The following is a 23605-nucleotide window of genomic DNA, read 5'->3' as shown; positions in this document are numbered from 1 at the left end:
GAGTGCTGCATCCAGCTCAAACACCGCTGAGCAGGAGGACAGCGCCTAGGCCGGAACCCAGTGCTCGCGCGGCATTGGCCCTGATCCACCGTGGCTCATATTTCGCCCAAGCCAACGAATTCTGCTCCAGTCGCCGATTGAGCGGAACATTGACCCCGATGGTGAGCAGGGCACCGCTAAGCACTAGTGCCGCTCCGATCGATATGCGGATATTTTCGTGGACGATGGAGAGGGCAAGGCATCCGGTGCTGGCGAGCAAGCCGAGGAAGAACAAGCTCAGGAATGGGGGCCGTTGGGCGTATCTGTTCACGTGGACCATGAACGTGCTTGCGGAGCGATCATCCATTCGCGCTAGCGCAGGGAAGACCACGAGGGTGAAGGAAACGTAGAATCCGGCAATGATCAAGCCGGTGGCAATTGTCAGAAGCGGCAGGAAAATAGTAAGCAACGGCAGGTTCATGATTTCATTCAACAGATGTTGGGCTGGATTTTGAATGCTCAAGGCTCGACAATGCATACGCAATCGTCCAGAGTGGTGGCGTGAGACCCGATGCATTTTTCCCTTCTGGCCCACGGGCTCGTGAAGCCTTCATTCTCCGCATGTGCATGGAGGGCCAGTGGAGTGTTGCTGTTCGCGATCATTGCCCGCTGACGATTTTGGCGGTGCGTTCGGGATCCTGCAGGGTGCAACGAGGACAAAAGTCCGTGGTGGCGCGGCAAGGGGAACTGGTCGTCATTTGCGGATCAGCCTCCTATGAGGTTCGCTCGGCCAGCGCACAGACCCTTCCGGGCGCGGCGCCTTGTAATTATGCCATTGCCCCGGGCCAGCAATGCCTGGGGCCATCGGGCCGAGCCATGGTCCAAGAGTTGCGCCATGGGGTGCGTGCATGGGGCAATTCGCCTAATGGCCCCGACCAGCTACTGGTTGGCACCTTCACTACGACCAGCGCTGTCGCTGATCTTGTCTGCGAGGGTACCGATCTGGCAGTTATCGATGACGACGCGGCGTGGCGATGGGCTGAACTGCTGGCGACCGAAGTCGAAAGTGCGGGTCCCGCCCAGCAGGTGGTATTGGACCGGCTGCTGGATATTCTGGCGATCTGCGCCTTGCAGCACTTGCCGGGAACCAGGGTGCTTCGCTCGGCGGCGCCAGGCATTGGGGTGGCGGTGGGGGCGATGTGGGCGCAACCAGCGCAAGCGTGGAGCGTGGAGGGGCTGGCCAGAACAGCTGCGATGTCCCGTTCGGCTTTTTCGCCAGCCTTCCGCCAGGCCATGGGCACCGCACCCATGGGGTACCTCACCAAATTGCGTCTGGCATTGGCTCATGATGCGCTGCTCGCCAGCGATGCACCGCTGTCGCAGATTGCCCGGGATGTCGGATATTCTTCACCCTTTGCGCTCAGCGCTGCCTTTCGCAGGGCTTATTCAACCAGTCCGTCGGCGCTGAGATCCGCTGCACTTGGCTAACCCAAACTGTCGGTCGCGCTGACTAGTGTAACTGTCATTCGAACACGTGTTCGAATAGAATGGTTCTACTAAGTAAGGAGTGCACACGTGGGGATGTTCACCGAGTCGATCGAGGTTACTCGTGCAGCTGATGGAATGCCGTTGCGCGTGAGCTGGCAAGGGCAGGGCTATCGCTTGGTGGCCGAGCCTCAGCGCTGGTTCGAACGCCGCAAATGGTGGGATGAAAACCTGCGGATTCCTCGCGGCGCCGGTGCGGGGATTGCCGACTATGAGATGTGGCGCCTGCAACTGGTCGCGGTGCGCGGATCCCGGCAAGTGCACAGCGTTGATGTGAGTTTTGATGCGCAAACCGAACGGTGGCGTCTGGTGCGTGTGCATGAGTCGCTGGCCCGCAGCGCCTAATTCCCCTGCAGGGGAACATATATTCGAAGGACCTCCATGAGCTTCACCCACCTGAACGTCAGTTCTTCCTATAGCGCCCACTACGGAGTCTCGCACCCAAAGCGGCTGGCCCAAGCGGCCAAAGCGCAGGGTGCCCAGATGCTCGCGCTGACTGACCGGGATGGGCTCTATGGAACGGTCAAGCATGTGGCGGCCTGCATGGCAGAAGGGCTGCACCCGATTCTCGGGGTGAACCTTGCCGTGCTCGATAACCACGGAGAAACCCAAGGGCGGATTGTCCTGCTGGCCCGTGGGCGCTGCAATGGCGCAGGGTATGCGGCGCTGTGCCGAGCCATCACCCTCGCGCACAGCACTGCGCACGGGGTTCCGGGGCTGAAAACCGAGCAGCTGGCACACCTGGGTGCTGCCGGGAACCTGATGATTCTGCTCGGCGGCGAATCAGACGTGGCCCGCGCAATCCTCAAGGGAAGCTACGCCCAAGCCCGGGCACTGCTTGCCAGCTGGAAGAAGCGGTTGGGAAAGATGCTGCGAGTGGAAATCACCACGCACCTCTCCAGCCCTGGATCGCGCTACAGCCTCGGTGAAGCAGCCCGCTTGCTGCGCTACGCCCAGGAGCGGGGGATCAGGGCCGTGCTCACCAACGCCGTGCGCTACGTGGACCCCGATGGAGCGGTTACCGCAGACATCCTGGACTCGGCGCGCGCCCTGCATAGCCTGAAGAACCTGGACTCCTGCCAACCCAATGGCCAAGGGTGGCTGAAAACCCCGCCCCAGATGCGCCAGCTGGCCAAGGAGATCGGCCAAGCCACAGAAAGGAGCTGGGCGCAGCAGCTTTTGCGGGAAACTGAAGCGCTCGCCGAATGGGCAGCGGCAGACCCGGTAGCCGATCTTGGATGGAAGCAGCCGGTGATCCCCGAAGCGAAGATCATCGGCCTGCACCGTCCGGCCATGCAAGAACTCACCGAGCGAGTCCATGCAGCGGTGCCTGGGCTCTTGCCGCACGCCAATCCCAGCCTCATTGAAAGACAGCTGGCTCTGGAACTTGGGGTGATCGACCGGCTGGACTTCGCCGGGTATTTCCTGACCGTCGCCGAAACCGTCAAGCTGATCACCGGCATGGGAATCCGCGTGGCCGCCCGCGGCTCCGGTGCTTCCTCGCTGGTGAACTACCTGCTGGGCATCAGCCAGGTGAACCCGCTGGCCCACGACCTGGTGTTCGAACGCTTCCTCTCCGATACCCGCACCACCCTGCCGGATATCGACATCGACGTGGAATCCGCACGCCGCCACGAGATCTACCGCGAGATCTTCTCCAGCTTCGGGGAAGAGCGCGTCAGCCTGATGAGCATGCAGAACGCCTACCGTGCGCGCGGCGCGGTCCGTGATGCAGGAGCCGCCCTCGGGGTAGAGCAGGAGCAGGTGGATGAGATCGCGAAGCAGCTCTGGCGCTTCTCCGCATCCTCTTTCCGCGAAGCGCTCACCGAGAAGCCGGAGCTGGCCGCATTGGCAGAACGCATTACCGATGACACCCAGCTCGATATCCTCATCGACGCTACCGAGCGCCTGGACCGGCTGCCCCGGCATATCTCCATGCACCCCTGCGGGGTGATCCTCTCCGACGCGAGCCTGCTGGACCGCACCCCGGTCCAGCCCTCGGGCATCGGACTGCAGATGAGCCAGTTCGACAAGCATGACATGGACCTGATGGGCTTGATCAAGCTCGACGTGCTCGGTGTGCGCATGCAATCAGCCATCGCCTACACGCTCGAGGAGATCGCCCGCATGCACCCGGATAAGCAAGCGGCCGCCCGCGCCGGAGGGCACGCCGACGACAGCTATATCTCCGCTACTGGAGCGATAGACCTGTCCAGGGTGCCACTGGATGACGAACCAACTTTCGAATTGATCCGCTCCACCCATACGCTGGGCTGCTTCCAGATCGAATCCCCGGGGCAGCGCGAACTGATCGGCAAGCTCGCGCCCCGCGAATTCAACGACCTGATCATCGATATTTCCCTGTTCCGCCCGGGTCCCATGCAGTCGAATATGGTCAAGCCCTACCTGGAGCACCGCCACGGATTCGCCCCTGCCCAATACCTGCACGAGGATCTGATTCCGGCGCTCGCCGAAACCCACGGGGTGACCGTCTTCCATGAACAGGTGCTGCGCATGCTTGATGTGCTCACCGGATGCGGATTGGGCATGGCCGATGTCTACCGGCGCCTGCTGGGCAACCCGGAGAAGGAACCAGCCGTAGAACGTTATGTGCGCGCTGAAGCGGCCAAGCGCGGTTATAGCCAGGAAACCATTGACCAAGTCTGGGAGGTGCTCTCCGGCTTCGGCTCCTTCGGATTCTGCAAGGCCCACGGGGCTGCCTTTGCCGTACCCACCTACCACTCAGCCTGGCTCAAGGCGCACCACCCCGAAGCTTTCCTTGCCGGGATCTGGGAGCACGACCCGGGCATGTACCCCAAGCGGCTGCTGGTTGCCGAAGCACGCAGAATGGGCGTTCCCATCCTTCCGCTGGATATCAACCGATCCACCGGGCACTACCGAGTCGAACGAATATTCGAATCCGCTCCAGCGAAAGTTCCTGTGGTGCCCCGCGCACCCAGCTCGCTGCGCCCTGGGCGCTATGGAATCCGTCTGGCCTTCCGCGATATCCACCAGATGAGCGAACGCGAAGTACAACGCCTGGTCGCAGGCCAGCCCTATGAGCACCTCGCCGATGTCCGCGCCCGCGCAGGACTCTCGCGACGCACCTACCAGAACCTTGCAGCACTCGGAGTGTTCGATTCCCTATTGGCCGGGACCTCCCGTGCCGACACGATCGCCCACACGCAATCCATGGCGCACAGCTCCCTTCCGGCCAAATACCGGCCGGGACCCGGGCAACTTGCCCTGGATCTGGGGCAGATCGAATATATCGACCAGACCGGCAAAGCACTGGATCCCGCGGAAGTAGTACGTACCGAATTGGACCTCATGCATCTGGACGCCAGCGAGCATCTGATCACCTCGTACCGCCAACGGCTGGCGCACCTGCCCATTACGCAGGCAGCCGAGCTGCTGCACCTGCGCAACGGAACCGAAGTTCTGGTCGCCGGAGTACGGGTGGCCACTCAGACTCCTCCCATGCGCGGAGGCAAGCGTGTGGTCTTCATTTCCGTGGATGATGGGACTGGCTGCATCGACGCCACCTTCTTCGATGACACGCAGCAGCGCACAGCGCCCTTGCTCTTCTCCACACGCATGCTGCTCATCCACGGGGTCACACGCCGTACCGGACCGCGCGGCATCTCCCTCCAAGCGCTGAACGCCTGGGACCTGCATCAGCCGGAGACCCTGCCTGCTGCAGGCTACCTCGCGGAGCTCACCCGGCCGCAACCAAACTATCGGCCAAACCTCGGCGAGGGAGCACGCAAGATCGAAAGTGTCGGGGAACTTGCCAAACGGATGGAAGCTGAAGGCCTGGACCAGAGAGGGGCCTGATGAGCTAGTTCGCTGACAGGGTTTACCTAACAGATACATCGGGTCCAATAGGAGAGATACCTGATGTGAGGGGAGAACGGGCGTAAGCGCAGATGATTGGTGGCTCACTGCAGCTGCACTATCCCAAACAGTTTGGAACGTGCTCGAAGGCAAAGATCCGCAAAGAGGAATTCGTGACTACGACTTCATCTACTTCGATGAAGATACGTCCTGGGAGGCCGAAGATGCGCTCATTCGTGGAGCCAAAGTACTCTTCAAGGGCATGGACGCAGAAATCGAAGTACGCAACGGAGCATGCGTCCAACTTTGGTACGAAGAGCCCTTTGGGGCGCCGGCTATTCCATTCCTCAGCGTCACGGACGCCATCGACCATTTCGCAGCGAAGGCCTGCTGCTTTGCAGGCACTAGTGATGAGCCTGGGCAAATTAGCACCTATGAACACTGGCCTGAACGGGAGGCATCAAGGAAGATCACTGAAAACTGATAATTCTCAAACCGAGGAAACATGCCCATCGGCGTCGACGACAAATGATGGGTTGTGCACAAAATCCCAGCGGAAGCCATCCGGATCAGCCACACAAGCACTCTTGCCACCCCACGGCTGCACCGTCGGTTCGGTGACAGAAGTCGCTCCCGCATCCAGCGCTCGCCGGTAGTGTCGGTCCACTTCTGCGTCAGAGTGCACGTTGTGTCCCAGTGAGATCGGTGGCGCCAGCTGGCTATGCCCGACGTCGCCGTACTCGCTGGGTATCTGCTTCACATCCCAGAGGGCGAGCATCAAGCCATAGCCGGCACGGACAAAAGCGATTTCCGGGTGGGCTGGCTGAACCAGCTCAAACCCCAGGCCCTCGGTGTAGAACTTCGTGGAAGCACCGACATCGCGCACTCCGAGGGTAATGGCACTGATGACAGGTGGGGCCGGTTTGTTCATATTCCTAGGGTAGGAGGGGTTGAAAATGAAAGCCATGGGTTAGCGGATCTTCCAAGACTTTTCCTGCCTCCTTATAGATAGATCCATTGCTCGTTGCGCAGCGCTTGATACCTCGCCTGGGCAACTGCATCGTCGGCTTGGTGCGTCAACGCAGAAGCATGGCGGTATCTTTTTTCGCTGCTGAAGATTCGCTTCCGGGCTGATCGCTTGAGCCGGGAATCGCTGGGCGACGTGGGATCGGAATTCACTTTGGATACTCCTATTCGGTGGAGGCCGTTGGGGCGGGGGATTGTTGAGGGGCGGATGCGCTGGTGAGTTCGGGCGATGCCGCCATCCAATGCTCAGGACGGGGTATGCGCCGTACCTGCGGTGAGAGCCAGGCCAAGACTGCTGCTAAGGAAACGAATGCCCCGAAAAATATCAGCGTTGGTCCCATGCCGACCGATTCCAGACCAAATCCGGTAAGCAGCGGAGATAAGGGCAAAGCGGCCAGTGCCATAAAGGTGATTAGGGAATTAGCGCGCCCAGACATTTGCTTCGGAATGGAGGCCATGAAGTATCCACCCACCGCAGCGTTGAGAGCTGGAACGCTGAGGAAGCTGATCATCAGCATGGTCCCCATCCAGAGCAGGTTCGTATTAAACCCGATGAGCAGCATGGCTACACCCAAAATGGTGAGACAGGTGCAGGTCAGTAAACCACTGCGGAATTTATCGATGAGCTTCGTTGCGACCAACGATCCGAGCAGCATTCCAACGCCCATGAAGGTAGAAGTTAACCCGATAACCCAGGGTTCTTCGGAACGCTGTTGAAGTCCGTAGATCAGCGTTGTCATCAGCCCGTTGACGCCGATGTTGACGACCGTAATCAAAATCAGCAGAGCGCGCAGCTGTGGCCGGGAAAAGCACCAGTGCATGCCTGCCAGAATTCCGTGGGCCACTTCCTCTTCGGAATCATTGCTGGTGCCATTGGAATCTTGCCCAGATAGCTTGGCTGCCCGCAATGGACGACGCAGTGCAAATCCACTGGCCGCAGCGATCAGATTCAGGACACTGACGATGAGCAGGGCAATGCCACCGCCTAATCCCAGAAGCACGCCGCCCAGGGGAGCGGAGCCGAGCATCAGCACCGAGTCGCGGCCTTGATTCGCCGCCATCGCGCGGCCGAGCTGTTTGGGGTGTACAAGATCCTTTAGGGCGGCATTAGTTGTCGACCCAAAGTACCCGCCGCGCAGTTCCATAAGGATGTGGGCAAGGCATAAGGAGGCAACCGGCAGTGAACCGACGCTGCTGCCCAGGGCCATGGCTGCCGTGATTGCAGCACCGGCGAAACTTCCTATGAGAATCATCCGAGCCTTGTCGGTACGATCCGCCATGGCTCCGCCGGCCAAATTTACGCTCGCCCGTGCTGCCATTCCCACTGCGGCCAGGGTTCCGGCCAAAACCGGGGACCCCGTAGCGGACAGCAAGATCAAAGGAAAGATGAACCCGTAAATACTGCCCGACAGCAAAGCCGTTGAGTCCGCCAGCAGCCACATCCGGTAGTTGCGCTGCACGCGCAAAGGCGGCAAAGGCTCCGTGATAATCGCTGTGGTGCCTGATGGATCGTTGGCCTGGATGCTGGTCATGGCACCAACTATAGATTCGCAAATAAAGTTGCGCAATAGAATTTGCGCAACTTTATTTGTGGGATTGCTATGCTGTGCTTATGAGCAACCATGAGCCACCCGTCACATTCACCACCCCCATGCTCAAGGCCATCGCAAACCCCTTGCGTCGGCAAATCCTTGACGCGCTTTCGGCAATGGAAACCGCACGCGCGGCAGACCTCGCGCAGGCTCTTGGCGTACCCGCGAACAAGGTCAGTTTCCATCTGCGTGAGCTGGCCAAAGCCGACATGATCGTTGAAGTTCCGGAACTGGCGCGCGATAGGCGTGACCGCGTATGGAAACCTGCGGCACGCGGCTATACGACCGGCAAAGTGGGAGAGCGCCCGGAGGACCAGACCGGGACGGCTATGGATGCCTACCTCAGCCAAGTGGTCCATGACGAGCAACGCCGCCTGCAAGCGACGCTTCGGCATGCAGAAAGGCACTATCGCGGCGAAGAGACCGGGGAGATTAAAGCGCAGATGCAAACGAGCAACCTGATGCTTACCCAAGATGAATGCGACGAACTCATGCGTCGCATGGAAGAAGTGATTCCGGCTTTCCGCGAGGATCTGAAAAACGGTAAAGTCACCAGTTCGCAGCCCGCGGGCGATCGTGAAATCTGGCATGTCATGAGCCTGTTCAACGCAGATTCGCTGTTGAACGAGTCACAAGAGGGCGATCAATCTTCGTAAAACCCGAGGTAAACGCACGCTGAGGTGGGGTCCTGAACTAAACTGGATTCTGGCTGGCTGTGGCCAAGGTATGCCACAAGCTATGAAGCCATCACAGATTGAAAGGTAGAACCCGATCTCATGAGCGAGCAGCTGACTCTCACCATTGACGGCGAGCAGGTACAGGTGGACGCGGGAACGACCGGTCTGCAGCATTTTGCCAACGATAAAGACGTGGTTGTCATGCACGTCGATGGCGTATTGCGCGACCTGGCCCGCGAACTGGAAGCCGGAACCACTGTCACCCGCGTAACCATCAATGATCCAGAAGGATTGGAGGTGCTGCGCCACTCGACCGCCCACGTGATGGCCCAGGCTGTGCAGCAGCTGCGCCCGGACTCCAAGCTGGGAATCGGCCCCTACATCACCGACGGTTTCTACTTCGACTTCGATGTCGAGGACCCATTCACCCCAGAAGACTTGAAGCAGCTGGAAAAGATGATGCAGAAGATCATCAACCAGAACCAGCTCTTTGTCCGCCGCGAAGTTTCCCCGGAGGAAGCCAAGGCTGAAATGGCCAACGAGCCATACAAGTGCGAGCTGTTGGCCAAGGCCGACTCCGCCGACACTTCCGGCGAAGGCGTCACCGTTGAGGTGGCCGCTGGCGAAACCACCATCTACGACAACGTGGACCGCAAGTCCGGCGACACTGTCTGGAAGGACCTGTGCCGCGGACCGCACCTGCCGAACACCAAGCTGATCAAGAACGCCTACGCGCTGACTCGCTCGGCTGCCGCCTACTGGCTGGGCAGCGAGAAGAACAAGCAGCTGCAGCGCATCTACGGCACCGCATGGCCAACCAAGGACGACCTGAAGGCCTACCAGGAGCGCCTGGCCGAAGCTGAGCGCCGCGACCACCGCAAGCTCGGTGCCGAACTGGACCTGTTCTCGTTCCCCGATGAGCTGGGCTCGGGCCTGCCGGTGTTCCACCCCAAGGGCGGCATCATCAAGCGCGAGATGGAAGACTACGTGCGCGACCGCCACGTCGAAGAAGGCTTCCAGTACGTGGGCACCCCGCACATCTCCAAGGATGGGCTGTTCCACACTTCGGGCCACCTGCCGTACTACGCGGACACCATGTTCCCGGCGCTGCACATCGATGAAGAGCGCGATGAAGATGGCAACATCACCAAGCAGGGCCAGGAATACCGCCTGAAGGCCATGAACTGCCCGATGCACAACCTGATCTTCCGCGGCCGCGGACGTTCATACCGTGAATTGCCGCTGCGCCTATTCGAATTCGGCCACGTCTACCGCTACGAGAAGTCCGGCGTGGTCCACGGCCTGACCCGCGTGCGCGGTTTCTCCCAGGACGACAGCCACTCCTACGTCACCAAGGAGCAGGCACCGGCCGAGGTTGAGCACCTGCTGAACTTCATGCTCTCGCTGTTGCGCGACTTCGGCATGGACGACTTCTACCTGGAGCTGTCCACCCGTGATCCGGAGTCGGACAAGTTCATCGGCTCGGATGAGCAGTGGGATGAAGCTACGGCCGTGCTGGAGCGCGTCGCCACCGAATCCGGCGTCGAACTTGTTGCCGACCCAGGCGGAGCCGCATTCTACGGTCCGAAGATCTCGGTCCAGGCCAAGGATGCCATCGGCCGTACCTGGCAGATGGGCACCGTGCAGTACGACTTCAACCAGCCAGCGCGCTTCGGTTTGGAGTACCAGGCTGCCGACGGTTCCCGCCAGGAACCAGTGATGATCCACGCTGCGAAGTTCGGTTCCATCGAGCGCTTCCTGGGCGTGCTCACCGAGCACTACGCAGGTGCCTTCCCCGCATGGCTCTCGCCGGTACAGGTTCGCGCGATCCCAGTGGCCGAGGCTTTCAACGACTACCTCGGTGAAGTTGTTGCCAAGCTCAAGGCGCAGGGTGTCCGCGTGGAACTGGATGACTCGACGGATCGCTTCCCGAAGAAGATCCGCAACGCGTCCAAGGACAAGGTTCCATTCGTGCTCATCGCCGGTGGCGAAGATGCCGATGCAAACGCCGTGTCCTTCCGCTTCCGCGATGGCAGCCAGGAGAACCAGGTTCCAGTCGACGATGCGGTAGCCCGCATCGTTGAAGCCATCAAGAGCCGCGACAACAACAACTAGTTCGGATAGGGAGTCCACCAAGCATGCAGGAACAAGCAGACCGGTCCGTCACCGACGACTTTGAACTCGCCGGAGTGCCGGATTCGTTCCAGCGCCTGTGGACTCCCTACCGGATGGCTTATATCAAGGGCGGACAGGACCAGGTCAAGGATGAGGCCAGTTGCCCATTCTGCGCCGGTCCTGGGCGTACCGACGAAGAAGCGCTGATCGTGCACCGTGGCAAAACCTGCTACGTGATCCTGAATCTGTTCCCGTACAACCCGGGCCACCTGCTCGTGTGCCCGTACCGCCATGTGCCCAACTACACCGATATCACGGTGGAGGAAACGGCCGAAATGGCAGCGTTGGCGCAGCAGTCAATGCGCGTGCTGCGCAAGGTCTCCAACCCCGCCGGTTTCAACCTGGGCATGAACCAGGGCGAAGCCGGGGGAGCAGGCATCGCCGCGCACCTGCATCAGCACATCGTGCCGCGCTGGAACGGGGATGGGAACTTCTTCCCTATCATCGCGCAGACCAAGGCGATCCCGCAGACCTTGTCCGAGGTTCGCAGTGCCATTGCCGAAGCGTGGGACAGCGAAACCCCGAACTAGGCAATAGCTGGTACTTGGGCCCGGCAGAACATGGAAATGTTCTGTCGGGCCCAACGTCATTTAATGCAAAAGCCACGATGTTGGCCTGCTGCAATGCAAGACCAAATAGACTGTTGCGGCATGTTGGAGCAACTTCTTTCTGAAATGAGCATCATTGAATATTCCCAGGTCCCCTGAACCAATCGGCACCATCGAAGAAATCCGCGACTGGATTATTAGTGGATCCGAGCATGAAATGCGTTTCGCCATCCAAGGTGCAGCCCGCTACTCAATCGGCATGATTGATCAGCTGCTTGAAGACCTGTGCTACGAGCATGATGCAAACTGCGACAGGTTCCTGCGCGGTTGGCTCGATACCCTGGATCCGCTGGAACGGCTCGCGGCGGCTGTGGCCACCGAGCACCACTACCAATTGAGCCTAGTTGCGATCTCGCAAGCGGCGGACCGGGCATTGGTGCAGGTGATGGAGTCAGTTAAACCGGCAATCGAGGACCTTGCCAAAAATTTTGAATCCGTCCATCAGCGTGCCAGCGACCCGGACCCCTCCTACACCAAACACTTCACTCCGCGATTGCTGGCATATGCGCAGCAATTGCGCTCCGTAGCCGAAGATATCAACGGCGACGTTCCGCTGGTGCAATTTATGTCTGAGGAAGTGGCGCGCATTGAAGCAGCTAATCCTGAAGGCTACGGTCAGCCAGCAAAATATCAAGTGTCGGATGCAATAGCGTCACGCCAAATATTCACCGGCAAAAAGCACTCTGACTAGTTGTTTAGTAGAGATTGCCAATGTTACGCACTAACTCGTAACTGATGGATAAATCTACTATCTGCCAATTATGACGCAACACGCGAGGTAATAAAGCAAAGCGATCCTACGATTACTGGCGTACCACCTCGCTTATATCCCCGAAATTCTGGGGCAAAAACGAGTCACCGCAGTGTCGAAAGGAACCCCTCCTCACCATGTCTACGAACAACCAGAACTCCGTCGTCGGTTCGGACCGCGTCAAGCGCGGCATGGCCGAAATGCTCAAGGGCGGCGTCATCATGGACGTAGTCACCCCAGAGCAGGCACGCATCGCTGAAGATGCAGGTGCCGTGGCCGTCATGGCTCTGGAGCGCGTTCCTGCGGACATCCGTGCCCAAGGCGGCGTCTCGCGCATGAGCGACCCGGACATGATCGACGGCATCATCGCCGAGGTCTCCATCCCGGTAATGGCCAAGGCGCGCATCGGCCACTTTGTCGAGGCGCAGATCCTGCAGTCCCTCGGCGTCGACTACATCGACGAGTCCGAGGTCCTTTCGCCAGCAGATTACGAGAACCACATCGATAAGTGGCCTTTTACCGTTCCATTCGTTTGCGGTGCCACCAACCTCGGTGAGGCATTGCGCCGAATCAACGAAGGTGCCGCAATGATCCGCTCGAAGGGCGAAGCCGGCACCGGCGATGTTTCGAACGCCACCGGGCACATGCGCAAGATCCGTGCAGAGATCGCCAAGCTGGCCGCATTGCCGGAAGATGAGCTGTACGTGGCCGCCAAGGAGCTGCAGGCACCGTATGAGCTGGTCAAGGAAATCGCGCAGACCGGCAAGCTGCCGGTAGTGCTGTTCACCGCTGGCGGCATCGCCACCCCGGCCGACGCTGCGATGATGATGCAGCTGGGCGCCGACGGCGTGTTCGTCGGCTCGGGTATCTTCAAGTCCGGCAACCCAGTGCAGCGCGCCGAGGCCATCGTGAAGGCAACCACCTTCTTCGACAACCCGGACGAGCTGGCTAAGATCTCCCGCGGTCTGGGCGAAGCAATGGTCGGCATCAACGTCGCCGACGTGCCAGTGCCTCACCGCCTTTCGGAGCGCGGCTGGTAAGCCCTGAAGTATCAGACAATTCGGGCCCACGTCACCGAGAATTTGGTGGCGTGGGTCTTTGTTTTTAGAGGTCGATTTGGGGCTGGTGCCGTGGACTAAGATTGAGAAGTGCTCCGTCACGGCCAGAGTTGGAGACCACAACCATACGATAGAGGTCATGACGTTAGGCAAGATTGAGCGCGGCGCGGATGGCCATGACACCTCGCATGTTAATGGATGTAACTACTCTTCCAGGCCTGGCGTAGTTGGAATCGTTTGTTGAAATGCTCATCGACTAGTGTCCGCACCAGGCCCCGGCCCCGAAGAAAATCAAAAAGCGCCGAAAGAACATCCAAAGAAGTCTTGAAGAGTCAATCGCTCAGTTCCTAGCGACACGCGCGGAATTGTCGGATGAAGCTCATAGGCAGATCGCCAAAATTCTCTTTCGCGATCGAGCAAAGGACCGGCATGTACTTCGAGGTCTTGATGATGCCCCGCATTATCCCCAGATTGATTGAGCAGCCTCGAGCAAAAAAGACCGCCTGAAATATTCTGCTCAGCAGGGAGGTAAGCCTGTTTAGGCGTATTACCATCGAATTGAAGTCACTGCCCGTCGCGCTACTTACGAGCAATTACAGTTCAGTGTGGCTGATTGCAATACGGGCAGCAACTCCGACCTAGTTGATGGGGGACCCTTGGGTTTCAGAATGCGGAAGTCTTTCAAGATCGCGCCCGGCGTGCGGATGAACGTTTCGACGAAGAGCCTCGGGCTCTCCGCCGGTGTGAAAGGCGCTCGGATCAGCGCCAATAGTTCTGGTCGGGTCACCAGGACGGTCGGAATCCCCGGAACGGGGATCTCTCATGTGAAAACCGTCCAAGCCGGCGGGCGCTCACGTGCCAGCAAGGCCTCCTCCAGTACCACCGCCGCCGCTCGTACCACACAGGCCCTGGCTAAACCGAAGAAGCCCAAGCCTGGGCTCTTTGCTCCGGCATGGGAGAAGAAGCTGTACAAGCAAGTCGAGGGCGCTGCGAACTCTGCGATGCTCCAGCAAATTGGCAAGGACCATCCAGAAGCAGCTCCGTCGGTAGCAATGGTTGAACTACACCGAGTCTGCCTACCAGCCAGCGATGCCGAGCGATCGCGAGCGATTCTTGACTGGCTGTGGACTGAAGGCTATGACCCAGCAACGGATAAGTTCTTCATCTCCCATGTGGCCGACGGCGAGGTCACAGTCCCGATTGCGACGGGCGTCACCGTCACATTGCCGTTGGAGCGTCAAACGCTAGGCCTCATTCTGGCAGAGTTGGAACAGGACGCAGGCAATGCAGACCGAGCCATCAGCATCGTCGAAGGCCTTGAACCCACTACCGTGGCGGCGGTGTCACTCGCGGAACTCTACGCTGAGACTGACCGGTGGGAAGAGATCATTAACATGACGGACGGGCTCACGAACGATGATGAGCCGTCCACTTACCTGTTGATCCAACGAGGCACCGCGCTGCGGGAACAAGGCTTCTACGAGGCCGCGCGTACTGCTTTTAAAGAGGCACTTCGTATGAGGTCGCGCCCAGCGGAGCTGCGGCACCTGGCGCTGGTGGGGCGAGGGATGAGCTACGCCGCGGATGGGAAGAAGGCCTTGGCCCGTAAAGACTATGAGCGCGTCCTAGCGGAGAACTCTACGTATTCTGGCTTGATGGACCTTCTGACGCAGGTAGCGAACTAAGTTGAATTGACTGACGGTTCCAAGCGGGATGCTGTGTCGACTCGTTCCAAGGTTCGACCGGAGCAGTCAGATCATTGCAGAATGGGCAATGTGAACCCTCGCTGCGGTCGTTGGTGATGCCAGCATGGGTGCAGAGAGCGACTCAACCACCGACCGGGGACACCCTGTGCACACTCGAACGCCTATAAGTTCTCGTGTACGAGAGCCATGGCAGACAAATTTCAATCAACCCGACCTCAGCGCCGCAGTACTCGGATCCCAGTGGCCATCCGTCGACGCGCCTGTCGACAATCGGCTTGCCATCGACAGGCTCGTCGCTTCTGTGGGCATAGAAGAGATCTGAGCAAGGGTACTAGCGAGTCGTATCCAAGAAAAATATCCTTGCGTCGCACATAGCTCACATACAAAGTAGCCAGTGGATCAGGATTCCAGACTAGGCCGGACACCGCTCAATCTTGCACACGGCATCAACGTCGCCGACGTGCCAGTGCCTCACCGCCTTTCGGAGCGCGGCTGGTAGGAACTGCGCTGAGCAGCTGATGACGAGGCCGAAGAAGTGGACAGATCAGTCCATTTCTTCGGCCTCGCTGCTTCTGTGCTGCCGGTAGTGATGCAGGGGCCCGATACGGCACGAGACTGCGATCTAGCCTTTGCCTCCAAGTGTTCTTCCCAGCCAGCATGAATCAACTGATTCCAGGTGGTGCGTTTACGAGCAGCAATCCGTCTCCGGCTCCGCCCAACCAGATTCGCTGCCTGGAATCGCGAGTATCTTGGCGCAACCAGATCACTTACTGCTCGACCGGAGCCGGTGGGACATTGATGGCGACCTGCTAGTGGTGCAGCCCTGGAGCAGGCATGCCGGTAGCGAAGTGCACCCGGAGCCGTGAGCAATTTTCCTGTGGCAGACTATGTGCCATGAGCGAGATTACCTTCGATGCCGCCGTCACTCTCAATGGATACTTGGCCGACGAGAACCATAGCCTGCAATGGCTCTTTGATGTTCCGGGGTCCCAAGAGCCTGATCCGGAACTATTGCCTGAAAACGTTGGTGTGCATGTCGAAGGCGCGAACACCTATATGTGGATGATCGAGAATGAACAGCTCATGGAAAATCCGCAAAAGTGGCATGAATACTATCCGGGGGTCAAGACCTATGTCTTCACTTCGAGGGAGTTGCCCATTCCAGAAGGGGCTGATGTGCAGCTGCTGAACGGGCCAGTTGCGCAGTTCTTGCCGGCAATTCGTGACAGCGCAGGGGAGAAGAATGTTTGGGTACTTGGCGGCGGTGAACTGCTGGGGCAATTCCTGGATGCCGATGCCCTCGATGTCTTGGCATTGACTATCGCCCCGGCCGCGCTATCGTCGGGTGCGCCCGTATTGCCACGAACTATTTCCAGCGAACGCCTCGAACTGGTTGAAGCGCGGCAAGCCGGACCTTTCGCCCGGCTTGTCTTTCGAGTCAACAAATCGCGGTAAGGCCATTCGAGAAAGCCCAGCCGGTCACGGAACGTCCCGTGACCGGCTGAGCTTTCTCGTTATCAGTGGCTGGCTACTGGTTCCAGGAGCGCAGAACCATATGGCGTCCTCGTCCCAGCAGCTTCAGGCCGTTCGCACTGAAGAAATCGGCACTAGACGGAGTCGCCGCTGCCAATAGCTCCTGAGGTACCTCATCGTCTGGCGGCGACAGCGGATTGATCATTGATCGCGACAGGCCATGAAGCAAGGCAGTGCCAACGCCATGGCGGCGATGTTCCTTGCCTACGGCCAAGGAATGCACCATGAGCTGGCCGTTCAGGCCCTGCTGGGCAAAGCCCCGGCCCACGATCTCTCCCTCGTCGGTACGAGCCAAGGCATGCTCGACGCGGCGCAATGCCGGATGCCCGCTGGAGAGCTGGGTGCTGGTCTCGCGCCAAAGGTTCGTCACGTTCAGCTCGGCCGCATCAGCTCCCGTGGCCTCAGGCACGTTATTGCCCAAACGGATCTTGCCGGTCCAACGATCCATTGGAATGGCCAATGGGCCAGCATGCCAGGAAACCTGGGCATTATCGGAGAAACCGGTCGCCCTCAGCTCATCTGCGTGGGCGCCTGAGTTAACCCAAGCTTCCACGCGCCGGGCGCCGAGCCGATGGCCTTCGGCTAGCGCCGGACGCAGGCCCGCCTGTTCTGGCTGTTCGGGGAACAGCAGGATCAGCCGCTTGCGTACTGGCTGCCATGCCCATGAGCATCCGTGGGTGGTAAAGATCTTGCCGCCGGTGGCGACTGCAAGTGCCTGATGCCAGTGGCTTAGTGCTTCCTGTGCGGAGGCAATAGTGGTCATTATTCTGCGTTCACCAATCCTCGACGGCGCAACAACGGTTCAACCAATGCGGTGCGGCCGCGGAATAATTCGTAGGACTCAAGGGGATCGCGCGTATTGCCGCGCGAAAGCAGTTCCTCACGGAACCGATTACCATTTTCGCGCATTAAGCCCCCATTTTCCTCGAACCACTGCACAGTGTCGGCATCGAGCACCTCACTCCAGATGTAGGAGTAGTAGCCAGCGGAGTATCCATTGGCGAAAATGTGCTGGAAATAACCGGTGCGGTAGCGAGGCGGAATCATTGCGGAGTCGAAGCCGGCGCCCTGAAGCACGTCCTGTTCGAACTGCAGCGGATCCTCGATAACAGTCCCGGCGCTGATGGTGTGCCAGGCCCAATCAAGGACACTGGCGGCAAGGTACTCAGTGGTTGCAAAACCCTGGCCCCATAGCGAAGCCGCGCGGATCTTCTCGATCAGCGCATCGTCCAATACTTCGCCGCTCTGGTGGTGGATAGCATAACCGGATACGACATCCTCGTGGAGCATCCACATCTCGTTGACCTGCGATGGGAACTCCACGAAATCGCGGGGGACCGAGGTGCCAGAAAGCGAAGCGTACTTTCCGCTGGAGAACATCCCGTGCAGCGCATGGCCGAACTCGTGAAACAGAGTATTTGCCTCATCCATGGACAGCAGAACCGGATCACCCGGCGCAGGCGCGGTGATGTTCAAGGTGTTGGTGACGATTGGCCGCTCGTCCAGGAACGAAGCGGCATCGCGCAGGCTGGTCATCCATGCACCGCCCTTCTTGGTATTCCTGGTCAGGTAGTCGCCGGTGTAGAGCGCCAGCGGCTTGCCATCGGCGTCGAAAACTTCGAAGACGCGAACATCCTGGTGGTAGGTGGGAAGGTCGAACCGCTCGCTGAAGGTAATGCCAAACAGCTTGGTAGCGGTCGCGAAGACCCCATCGACCAGGACCCGGTCTAATTCGAAGTAGTTGCGCAGTGCCTCGGAATCCACCGAGTACTCCTCACGCAAGACCTGGTTGGAGAAGTATTTCCAATCCCACGCGTTGATTTCGGCACCGGCGATCTTGCCCAGCACCTGGGCTTCCTGGCGGGCATTTGCGGTGGCGGCCTTTGTTAGCTCGGCCAGCCGTTCTTCCACCGCAGCGGTGGAAGGTGCAGTGGCCTGGGCGAGCACGGTTTCTGCATGGTTGGCGAATCCGAGCAGAGCGGCGCGTTCAGCGCGAAGCTGTGCCATTTCGGCGGCCACATGGATGGTCGCGTTTTCCTCGGTGCCACGGCTGATCGAGGCATTGAACACCTTGCGGCGGGACTGGCTTGACGCGAGCGACTCCAGGACCGGTTGCTGGGTAGGCGAAACCAGCGTCAGCAAGTATCCCGATGCGTGGCCTGCTTGCTTGGCGGCTTGCGCAGCGGACTCGATCGCTTGGCTGGAAAGACCTGCGAGTTCCTCATCATCGTCGAAGTGCACAGCGTGGGCATTCTGATTTTCCAGGACGAGGTCAGCGAACTGCGTGGAAAGCTCAGCGAGTTTGGCGTTCAGTGCTTTCAACTGGTCCTTTTCGACGTCGCCCAAGCCTGCGCCGGCCAACTGGAAATTCTTCAGCGTTTGCTCGGCTAGACGGGCATCTTCACCCTGGAGACCCTCATAACTAAAAGCTTGTAGACGCAAGTACAAGGTTTGGTTTAGGTAAATCTCATCTTCTTGCCTAGTCCAGATCGAAGAAATCTCCGACTGAATCGCCCGCAGATCTTCGGTGCCGTGGGCGGAAATCACTGAGAAATACGTCATGAGCGCACGGCGCAGGGTCTGCCCGCTGGCTTCCAGCGCCAAGAAAGTGTTCTCAAAAGTGGGAGCCTGGGCATCGTCGATGATGCGCTGCAGCTCCTCACGCTGTTCGGCTGCGCCGAGCCGGACTGCCTCCAGGTAATGCTCAGCGGTGAGCTGGTCGAAGGCTGGCCATTGGTAGGGCCTGGTACTGGGAGTCAGAAGCGGGTTTTGCATAGGCCTAGGTTTTCATGGCAAACGTGATTTAGCTTGCATTTACACCCCAGATGCCCAGCTGAGCTAGGCTCGATGCATGCCCCAACGTGCACTGCCTGCATTTCTTCCGCTGAGCTCAACGCTGCTGGCCGCATTGCTGATTGGCGGTTGCTCTGCAGTCCCAAGCGATCACGCAGAACCAGCAACCCCGCAGCCTTCCGTCCAGGCCAGCGTTCCTGCCTCGCCGGAACCGGCTCCGAGTTCAGCCATAGCGGATGCCTCGGCCGCACCTTCGGCGCCCGAAGAGCTATCGCTGATGGTTACCGGCGATGTACTGCTGCATCCGCAGCTATTGGATGAAGCGAAGCAAGCGGCTGGAGCGGAAACGGGCAACGGCGGCGACTACGATTTCAGCCCCTTGCTTGCGGGCCTGGCACCCTATGTCCAGGACGCAGATGTGGCGCTATGCAATCTGGAAACACCGATTGGTGTCCCTCCGTATTCGGGGTATCCGCGGTTCACGGTCCCAGATCGAATCCTGGCCGACCTCGGCGCTATTGGCTACGACGGATGCACCACTGCCACCAATCACACGGTAGATGCCGGGACGGCCGGAGTAGAGCGAACGCTGGACGCTCTGGAAGCGAATGGGCTTTTCGCGACCGGCTCCTACCGCAGTGAAAAAGAATCCGAGAAGCCATCGATCCTGGACATGGAAGGCGTGAAGCTCGGTGTAGTAACCAGCACCTATTCGCTCAATGGCTTGCCGGAAGAAGCTGACTGGCAAGTCGATACCGGGGTGGATGCGCAGCAACTGATCGCCAGGGGCAAGGCAACGCGCATGGCGGGAGCGGACATCGTCGTGGCTGCCGTGCACGATGGGGCTGAATACAGCACCGAACCGACAGCGTCCCAGAAAAGGCTCGGTCGAGCCTTGGCAGAGTCCGGTGTCTTCGATTTCATCTACATGCACCACACCCACTCGGTATTGCCCATTGAGAAGCACGACGGAACCTGGATCGTCTACGGTTTGGGCAATTCCGTGGCAAAACACGCCACACCAACCATTCTCAACCGCGAAGGCATCAGCGTAAAGGCAACGTTTACCCAGGGAGCGCCCGGCGAATGGGATGTCAGCGAATTGCGGTGGGTACCGCACCAGCTCTCAAATGAACCTGTGGCCTGGTGCCAAGTCTTCGATGCTGCTGGATGCATACGGGAAGATGAAGCAAAAGCCTCCTTGAAGCGCAGCGAGGCCACAGTGAATGCCTATGGCGCATTCGACGACGGACTTCGAGAGTGGACGCTGGACTGACCTAGCGCAATGGCCAAGGTGCCCACACGCGGCTTGAGGGAAGAATTGCGCGTGCTCTGGCTAGCCGTGCCGGCGATATGTCTTCGAGGCCGCGGGACTGCTCGCCGAATCCTGTCCCGTCAACGTCGAAACAGTGCACGAGGCGGTCCATGCCTCGATCCAGGAACTCGCCGAATCCTCCGGACGCGGCGGCACTCACCTGGATCTCGAGTTCCTCAAGGATTTCTGGGACAACTTCGTCGCATCCATCGCAGCCGCACGGCGGAAATGTCGCGCGGTACAACGCGCCGAGCTCCAGGTGCACCGCGGGAAACGTGGTGAAGACCATGCCCAGTGGCGCGCAGCGCGAATCCATCGGAAATACGCGAACAGAGCGCACCACATGGCCCGGTTGAATCCGCATTTGCCTGGCCAGCCCGGGATCTTCGAAGCAACGCACCTCGAACTGCTCGCGCAGCCAATCCAGCAACGCCTGGGCTACCTGCGGCACCGGGGCGAAACGTTGCACATGGGAGGTCAGCGAATAGCTGTCCGCTGGAGGCAGCCCATCCCAACGCTGGCCATAGGGGATCAGCGCACCGTGCTCGTCGAAGTAATCCGCCACTTCGATATCTGGGCGCTGGTAGCCGTGAAGCATGTTTGGGTTCTCCGTTTCTGCCGCATACAGGTATTGCGGGAATTCAGTGCCCGAACTCATCCGAATCGGTGAAGGGGCCAGCACCAGTATCCATGGCATTGATGGCGGCCATTTCCGCCTGGGTGAGCTGGAAGTCGAAAATGTCCAGGTTCTCGCTCTGCCGCCGCTGGTCTGCCGATTTCGGTGCCGCTGCCCGCCCGGACTGGACATGCCAGCGCAGGGTCACCTGCGCGCTGCTCTTCCCATGCGCTTGGGCGATCCGGACCAGGGCAGGATGTGAAAGGAGTCCAGATTTCTTGCGTCCGAGCGGGGAATAGGCTTCGGTCCGAACGCCATGCTCGGTGTTGAAACCTTGCCAATCGACGCTTTGCCGTTCAGGATCAACCTGGATCTGGTTCAGCGCCGGCACGAGCCCCGAATCCAGGACGTTCTGCAGCTGGTAGGGCTTGAAGTTCGAGACTCCCGCAGCCCGGATCTTGCCCTCGTCTACTAGTTTGCCCAGCTCAGTGAAGGCTTCGACATAGGTGTTCTGCTGGGGGTTGGGCCAGTGGATCAAGAACAGATCCACATACTCAAGACCCAAGCGGTCCAGGGAGTTCTCCAACGCCTGGCGCACGCCTTGGGTCGAATGCCATTGCTTGTTGAATTTGGTGGTTACGAAAATTTCATCGCGATGAAGCCGGCTCTGTGCCAGGGCCTTGCCCACGGCGTCCTCATTCTCGTAGTTCTCCGCTGTATCAATGCGGCGGTAGCCCACGTCGAGGGCGGACAGCACCGCTGCGGCCGCCTCTTGTCCACGCATGGGCCACGTGCCCAAACCGATCGAGGGCATGTTCACGCCACCGGCAAGTTCGAGGGAAGAAATATCAGCAATCATGTCCTTGAACCTACCAAGTTCCACCACTTGCCGGGAGGCGGCGTCGAAGAATCCGCGACACACCGGGAAACAAAACAGGCGCACGGCGTCTCTGGGTTTAACGTTATTTCGGCGCATTTTTCGTGCTGCCAACCACTGAACACCATGAAGGTTAGAACCATGCCGAAAATAGGCGTCCTCGCTCTGCAAGGGGATTTCCGCGAACATCTGGCCTCTTTGGAACGGCTCGGGCAGCGCACGCACATGGTGCGCACCGTCGTCGATTTGGAGCAGGTTGACGCGCTGGTGATTCCCGGCGGCGAGTCCTCGGTGATTGACCGGCTGTCCCGCAACTACGGGCTAGCTGGTCCCATCAAGGAGCGCATCGCAGCAGGCATGCCAGCCTACGGCTCCTGCGCCGGAATGATCATGCTGGCCGATCGCATCGAGAACCCTGCAATCTCGCGAGATGGCGCGGTACAGCAAAGCTTCGGCGGCATCGACATGACGGTCAAGCGCAACGCGTTCGGGCGCCAGATCGACTCATTCGAGCACCAGCTGGACTTCAACGGGCAAAATCTCGAAGCGGTGTTCATCCGCGCACCGGAAGCCGTGCAAATTGGCCCGGACGTGCAAGTGATCAGCACCGTTCAAGCGGGGACGGATCACGAACAGGGTAGAATTGTTGCAGTACGCCAGGGAAAATTGTTGGCAACCAGCTTTCACCCGGAAGTCACCGGCAGCACCGCTATCCACCAATTTTTCATCAATCTCACGCGAGGAGACGCTTAAAGCATGTCAGGCCACTCCAAATGGGCAACTACCAAGCACAAGAAGGCCGCGATCGACGCCAAGCGCGCCAAGGCCTTCGCAAAATTCATCAAGGGCATTGAAGTTGCCGCCCGTGCCGGCGGCGCCGACATGGCCGGCAACCCGGCACTGGAACTTGCTGTCAGCAAGGCCAAGAAGAACTCCGTGCCGATCAACAACATCGACCGCGCCGTCAAGCGCGGCGCAGGCCTGACCGGCGAGGTCGTCGACTACACCGAGATCATCTATGAAGCACGCGGCCCGCAGGGCTCGGCCCTGCTGATCGAGTGCCTGACCGACAACAAGAACCGTGCAGCCTCCGAGGTGCGCGTGGGCATCACCCGCAACGGCGGCACCATCGCCGACCCGGGTTCGGTCGCCTACCTGTTCAACCGCCAGGGCGTTGTCCGCCTGCCCAAGGGCGAGTTGACCGAAGACGACCTGCTGATGGTCGTGCTGGACGCCGGTGCCGACGAGATCATGGACGAGGACGAGAACTTCGCCATCGTCTGCGATCCTTCGGACCTGCGCGCTGTGGCCACTGCACTGGATGAAGCGGACATCGCCTACGAGTCCGACGAAATGGAATTCATTCCATCGATGAAGGTCGACCTGGACGTTGATGGAGCTCGCAAGTTCCTCAAGCTCTACGACGCGCTGGAAGAACTGGATGATGTCCAGGGCATCTACACCAACGCTGATCTGTCCGACGAGGTTCGCGCCGCGCTGGACGAAGAGCAGTAAGG

Annotated in this window: 20 protein-coding genes and 2 pseudogenes; 15 read left to right on the top strand and 7 right to left on the bottom strand. The window is 59.5% G+C overall.

Annotated elements, in window-relative coordinates; genetic code table 11:
- Positions 1 to 16: 16 nt before the first annotated feature.
- The gene (locus tag ACIP6G_RS06380; protein ID WP_400289268.1) at positions 17 to 460 is read right to left on the bottom strand and encodes an anthrone oxygenase family protein; all 444 of its coding nucleotides are present in this window, start codon (positions 458 to 460) and stop codon (positions 17 to 19) included.
- Positions 461 to 540: 80 nt separating this feature from the next.
- Here ACIP6G_RS06380 and ACIP6G_RS06375 point away from each other — a divergent pair, with 80 nt between their 5' ends.
- The 4 genes and pseudogenes from ACIP6G_RS06375 to ACIP6G_RS06360 form a co-directional block, all read left to right on the top strand.
- The gene (locus ACIP6G_RS06375; RefSeq protein WP_400289267.1) at positions 541 to 1467 is read left to right on the top strand and encodes an AraC family transcriptional regulator; all 927 of its coding nucleotides are present in this window, start codon (positions 541 to 543) and stop codon (positions 1465 to 1467) included.
- Positions 1468 to 1560: 93 nt separating this feature from the next.
- The gene (locus ACIP6G_RS06370; RefSeq protein ID WP_286134296.1) at positions 1561 to 1869 is read left to right on the top strand and encodes a hypothetical protein; all 309 of its coding nucleotides are present in this window, start codon (positions 1561 to 1563) and stop codon (positions 1867 to 1869) included.
- A gap of 36 nt (positions 1870 to 1905) precedes the next feature.
- Positions 1906 to 5361 carry a DNA polymerase III subunit alpha gene (locus ACIP6G_RS06365; RefSeq protein ID WP_400289265.1) on the top strand — a complete coding sequence of 1152 codons (3456 nt, stop codon included), beginning with the start codon at positions 1906 to 1908 and terminating at the stop codon, positions 5359 to 5361.
- 103 nt (positions 5362 to 5464) lie between these two features.
- Positions 5465 to 5845 (top strand): annotated as a pseudogene (locus tag ACIP6G_RS06360) (nucleotidyltransferase family protein); the annotation flags it as partial.
- Positions 5846 to 5851: 6 nt separating this feature from the next.
- On the opposite strand, the gene ACIP6G_RS06355 reads toward ACIP6G_RS06360, so the two are convergent.
- Both ACIP6G_RS06355 and ACIP6G_RS06350 read right to left on the bottom strand, forming a co-directional pair.
- Positions 5852 to 6292 (bottom strand): VOC family protein, encoded by a 441-nt coding sequence (locus ACIP6G_RS06355; protein ID WP_400289263.1) that lies wholly within the window; start codon positions 6290 to 6292, stop codon positions 5852 to 5854.
- Between the two features lie 259 nt (positions 6293 to 6551).
- Positions 6552 to 7919, bottom strand: a complete 1368-nt coding sequence (locus ACIP6G_RS06350) for an MFS transporter (RefSeq protein ID WP_400289261.1) — start codon at positions 7917 to 7919, stop codon at positions 6552 to 6554.
- Between the two features lie 80 nt (positions 7920 to 7999).
- On the opposite strand from ACIP6G_RS06350, the gene ACIP6G_RS06345 reads away from it, so the two are divergent.
- From ACIP6G_RS06345 to ACIP6G_RS06310, 8 genes and pseudogenes are all read left to right on the top strand, one after another.
- Complete coding sequence (locus ACIP6G_RS06345; protein ID WP_400289259.1) at positions 8000 to 8635, top strand: winged helix-turn-helix domain-containing protein; 636 nt, start codon at positions 8000 to 8002, stop codon at positions 8633 to 8635.
- 120 nt (positions 8636 to 8755) lie between these two features.
- A complete protein-coding gene (gene thrS, locus ACIP6G_RS06340) occupies positions 8756 to 10771 on the top strand; it encodes a threonine--tRNA ligase (RefSeq protein WP_105658264.1) in 2016 nt (671 codons plus the stop codon).
- Between the two features lie 23 nt (positions 10772 to 10794).
- Complete coding sequence (locus ACIP6G_RS06335; protein WP_105661379.1) at positions 10795 to 11361, top strand: HIT domain-containing protein; 567 nt, start codon at positions 10795 to 10797, stop codon at positions 11359 to 11361.
- A gap of 154 nt (positions 11362 to 11515) precedes the next feature.
- Entirely contained in the window at positions 11516 to 12130 is a 615-nt protein-coding gene (locus ACIP6G_RS06330; RefSeq protein ID WP_400289257.1) for a hypothetical protein, read from the top strand.
- Positions 12131 to 12327: 197 nt separating this feature from the next.
- Complete coding sequence (pdxS, locus tag ACIP6G_RS06325) at positions 12328 to 13230, top strand: pyridoxal 5'-phosphate synthase lyase subunit PdxS (RefSeq protein ID WP_105658267.1); 903 nt, start codon at positions 12328 to 12330, stop codon at positions 13228 to 13230.
- Positions 13231 to 13916: 686 nt separating this feature from the next.
- Positions 13917 to 14057 (top strand): annotated as a pseudogene (locus ACIP6G_RS06320) (DUF4236 domain-containing protein); the annotation flags it as partial.
- A gap of 15 nt (positions 14058 to 14072) precedes the next feature.
- Positions 14073 to 14933 carry a tetratricopeptide repeat protein gene (locus ACIP6G_RS06315; protein WP_400289357.1) on the top strand — a complete coding sequence of 287 codons (861 nt, stop codon included), beginning with the start codon at positions 14073 to 14075 and terminating at the stop codon, positions 14931 to 14933.
- An 855-nt stretch (positions 14934 to 15788) separates the two neighbouring features.
- Positions 15789 to 16409, top strand: coding sequence for a dihydrofolate reductase family protein (locus ACIP6G_RS06310; protein ID WP_400289256.1), 621 nt, complete (start codon positions 15789 to 15791; stop codon positions 16407 to 16409).
- Between the two features lie 73 nt (positions 16410 to 16482).
- Here ACIP6G_RS06310 and ACIP6G_RS06305 read toward each other — a convergent pair whose 3' ends face one another.
- Entirely contained in the window at positions 16483 to 17250 is a 768-nt protein-coding gene (locus ACIP6G_RS06305; RefSeq protein ID WP_105661377.1) for a GNAT family N-acetyltransferase, read from the bottom strand.
- A complete protein-coding gene (locus ACIP6G_RS06300) occupies positions 17250 to 19262 on the bottom strand; it encodes a M3 family metallopeptidase (RefSeq protein WP_400289254.1) in 2013 nt (670 codons plus the stop codon). The genes ACIP6G_RS06305 and ACIP6G_RS06300 overlap by 1 nt, the downstream gene beginning before the upstream one ends.
- A 76-nt stretch (positions 19263 to 19338) precedes the next feature.
- Here ACIP6G_RS06300 and ACIP6G_RS06295 point away from each other — a divergent pair, with 76 nt between their 5' ends.
- Positions 19339 to 20556, top strand: coding sequence for a CapA family protein (locus tag ACIP6G_RS06295; protein ID WP_400289252.1), 1218 nt, complete (start codon positions 19339 to 19341; stop codon positions 20554 to 20556).
- A 1-nt stretch (position 20557) separates the two neighbouring features.
- Here ACIP6G_RS06295 and ACIP6G_RS06290 read toward each other — a convergent pair whose 3' ends face one another.
- Positions 20558 to 21253 (bottom strand): DUF6226 family protein, encoded by a 696-nt coding sequence (locus ACIP6G_RS06290; RefSeq protein WP_400289251.1) that lies wholly within the window; start codon positions 21251 to 21253, stop codon positions 20558 to 20560.
- A complete protein-coding gene (locus ACIP6G_RS06285; RefSeq protein ID WP_400289249.1) occupies positions 21237 to 22070 on the bottom strand; it encodes an aldo/keto reductase in 834 nt (277 codons plus the stop codon). Before ACIP6G_RS06285 ends, ACIP6G_RS06290 begins: the two co-directional genes overlap by 17 nt.
- 159 nt (positions 22071 to 22229) lie before the next feature.
- Between ACIP6G_RS06285 and pdxT the strand changes: the two genes are divergently transcribed.
- Both pdxT and ACIP6G_RS06275 read left to right on the top strand, forming a co-directional pair.
- Positions 22230 to 22841, top strand: a complete 612-nt coding sequence (gene pdxT / locus ACIP6G_RS06280) for a pyridoxal 5'-phosphate synthase glutaminase subunit PdxT (RefSeq protein WP_105661372.1) — start codon at positions 22230 to 22232, stop codon at positions 22839 to 22841.
- Positions 22842 to 22844: 3 nt separating this feature from the next.
- Positions 22845 to 23603, top strand: coding sequence for a YebC/PmpR family DNA-binding transcriptional regulator (locus ACIP6G_RS06275; protein ID WP_400289246.1), 759 nt, complete (start codon positions 22845 to 22847; stop codon positions 23601 to 23603).
- Positions 23604 to 23605: the final 2 nt, after the last annotated feature.

The sequence above is a fragment of the Glutamicibacter sp. NPDC088483 genome (genome assembly GCF_044753145.1).
Lineage (GTDB): Bacteria > Actinomycetota > Actinomycetes > Actinomycetales > Micrococcaceae > Glutamicibacter.
The sequence above is the reverse complement of the archived record's forward strand: the minus strand, read 5'-3'. Positions and strand labels throughout refer to the sequence as shown.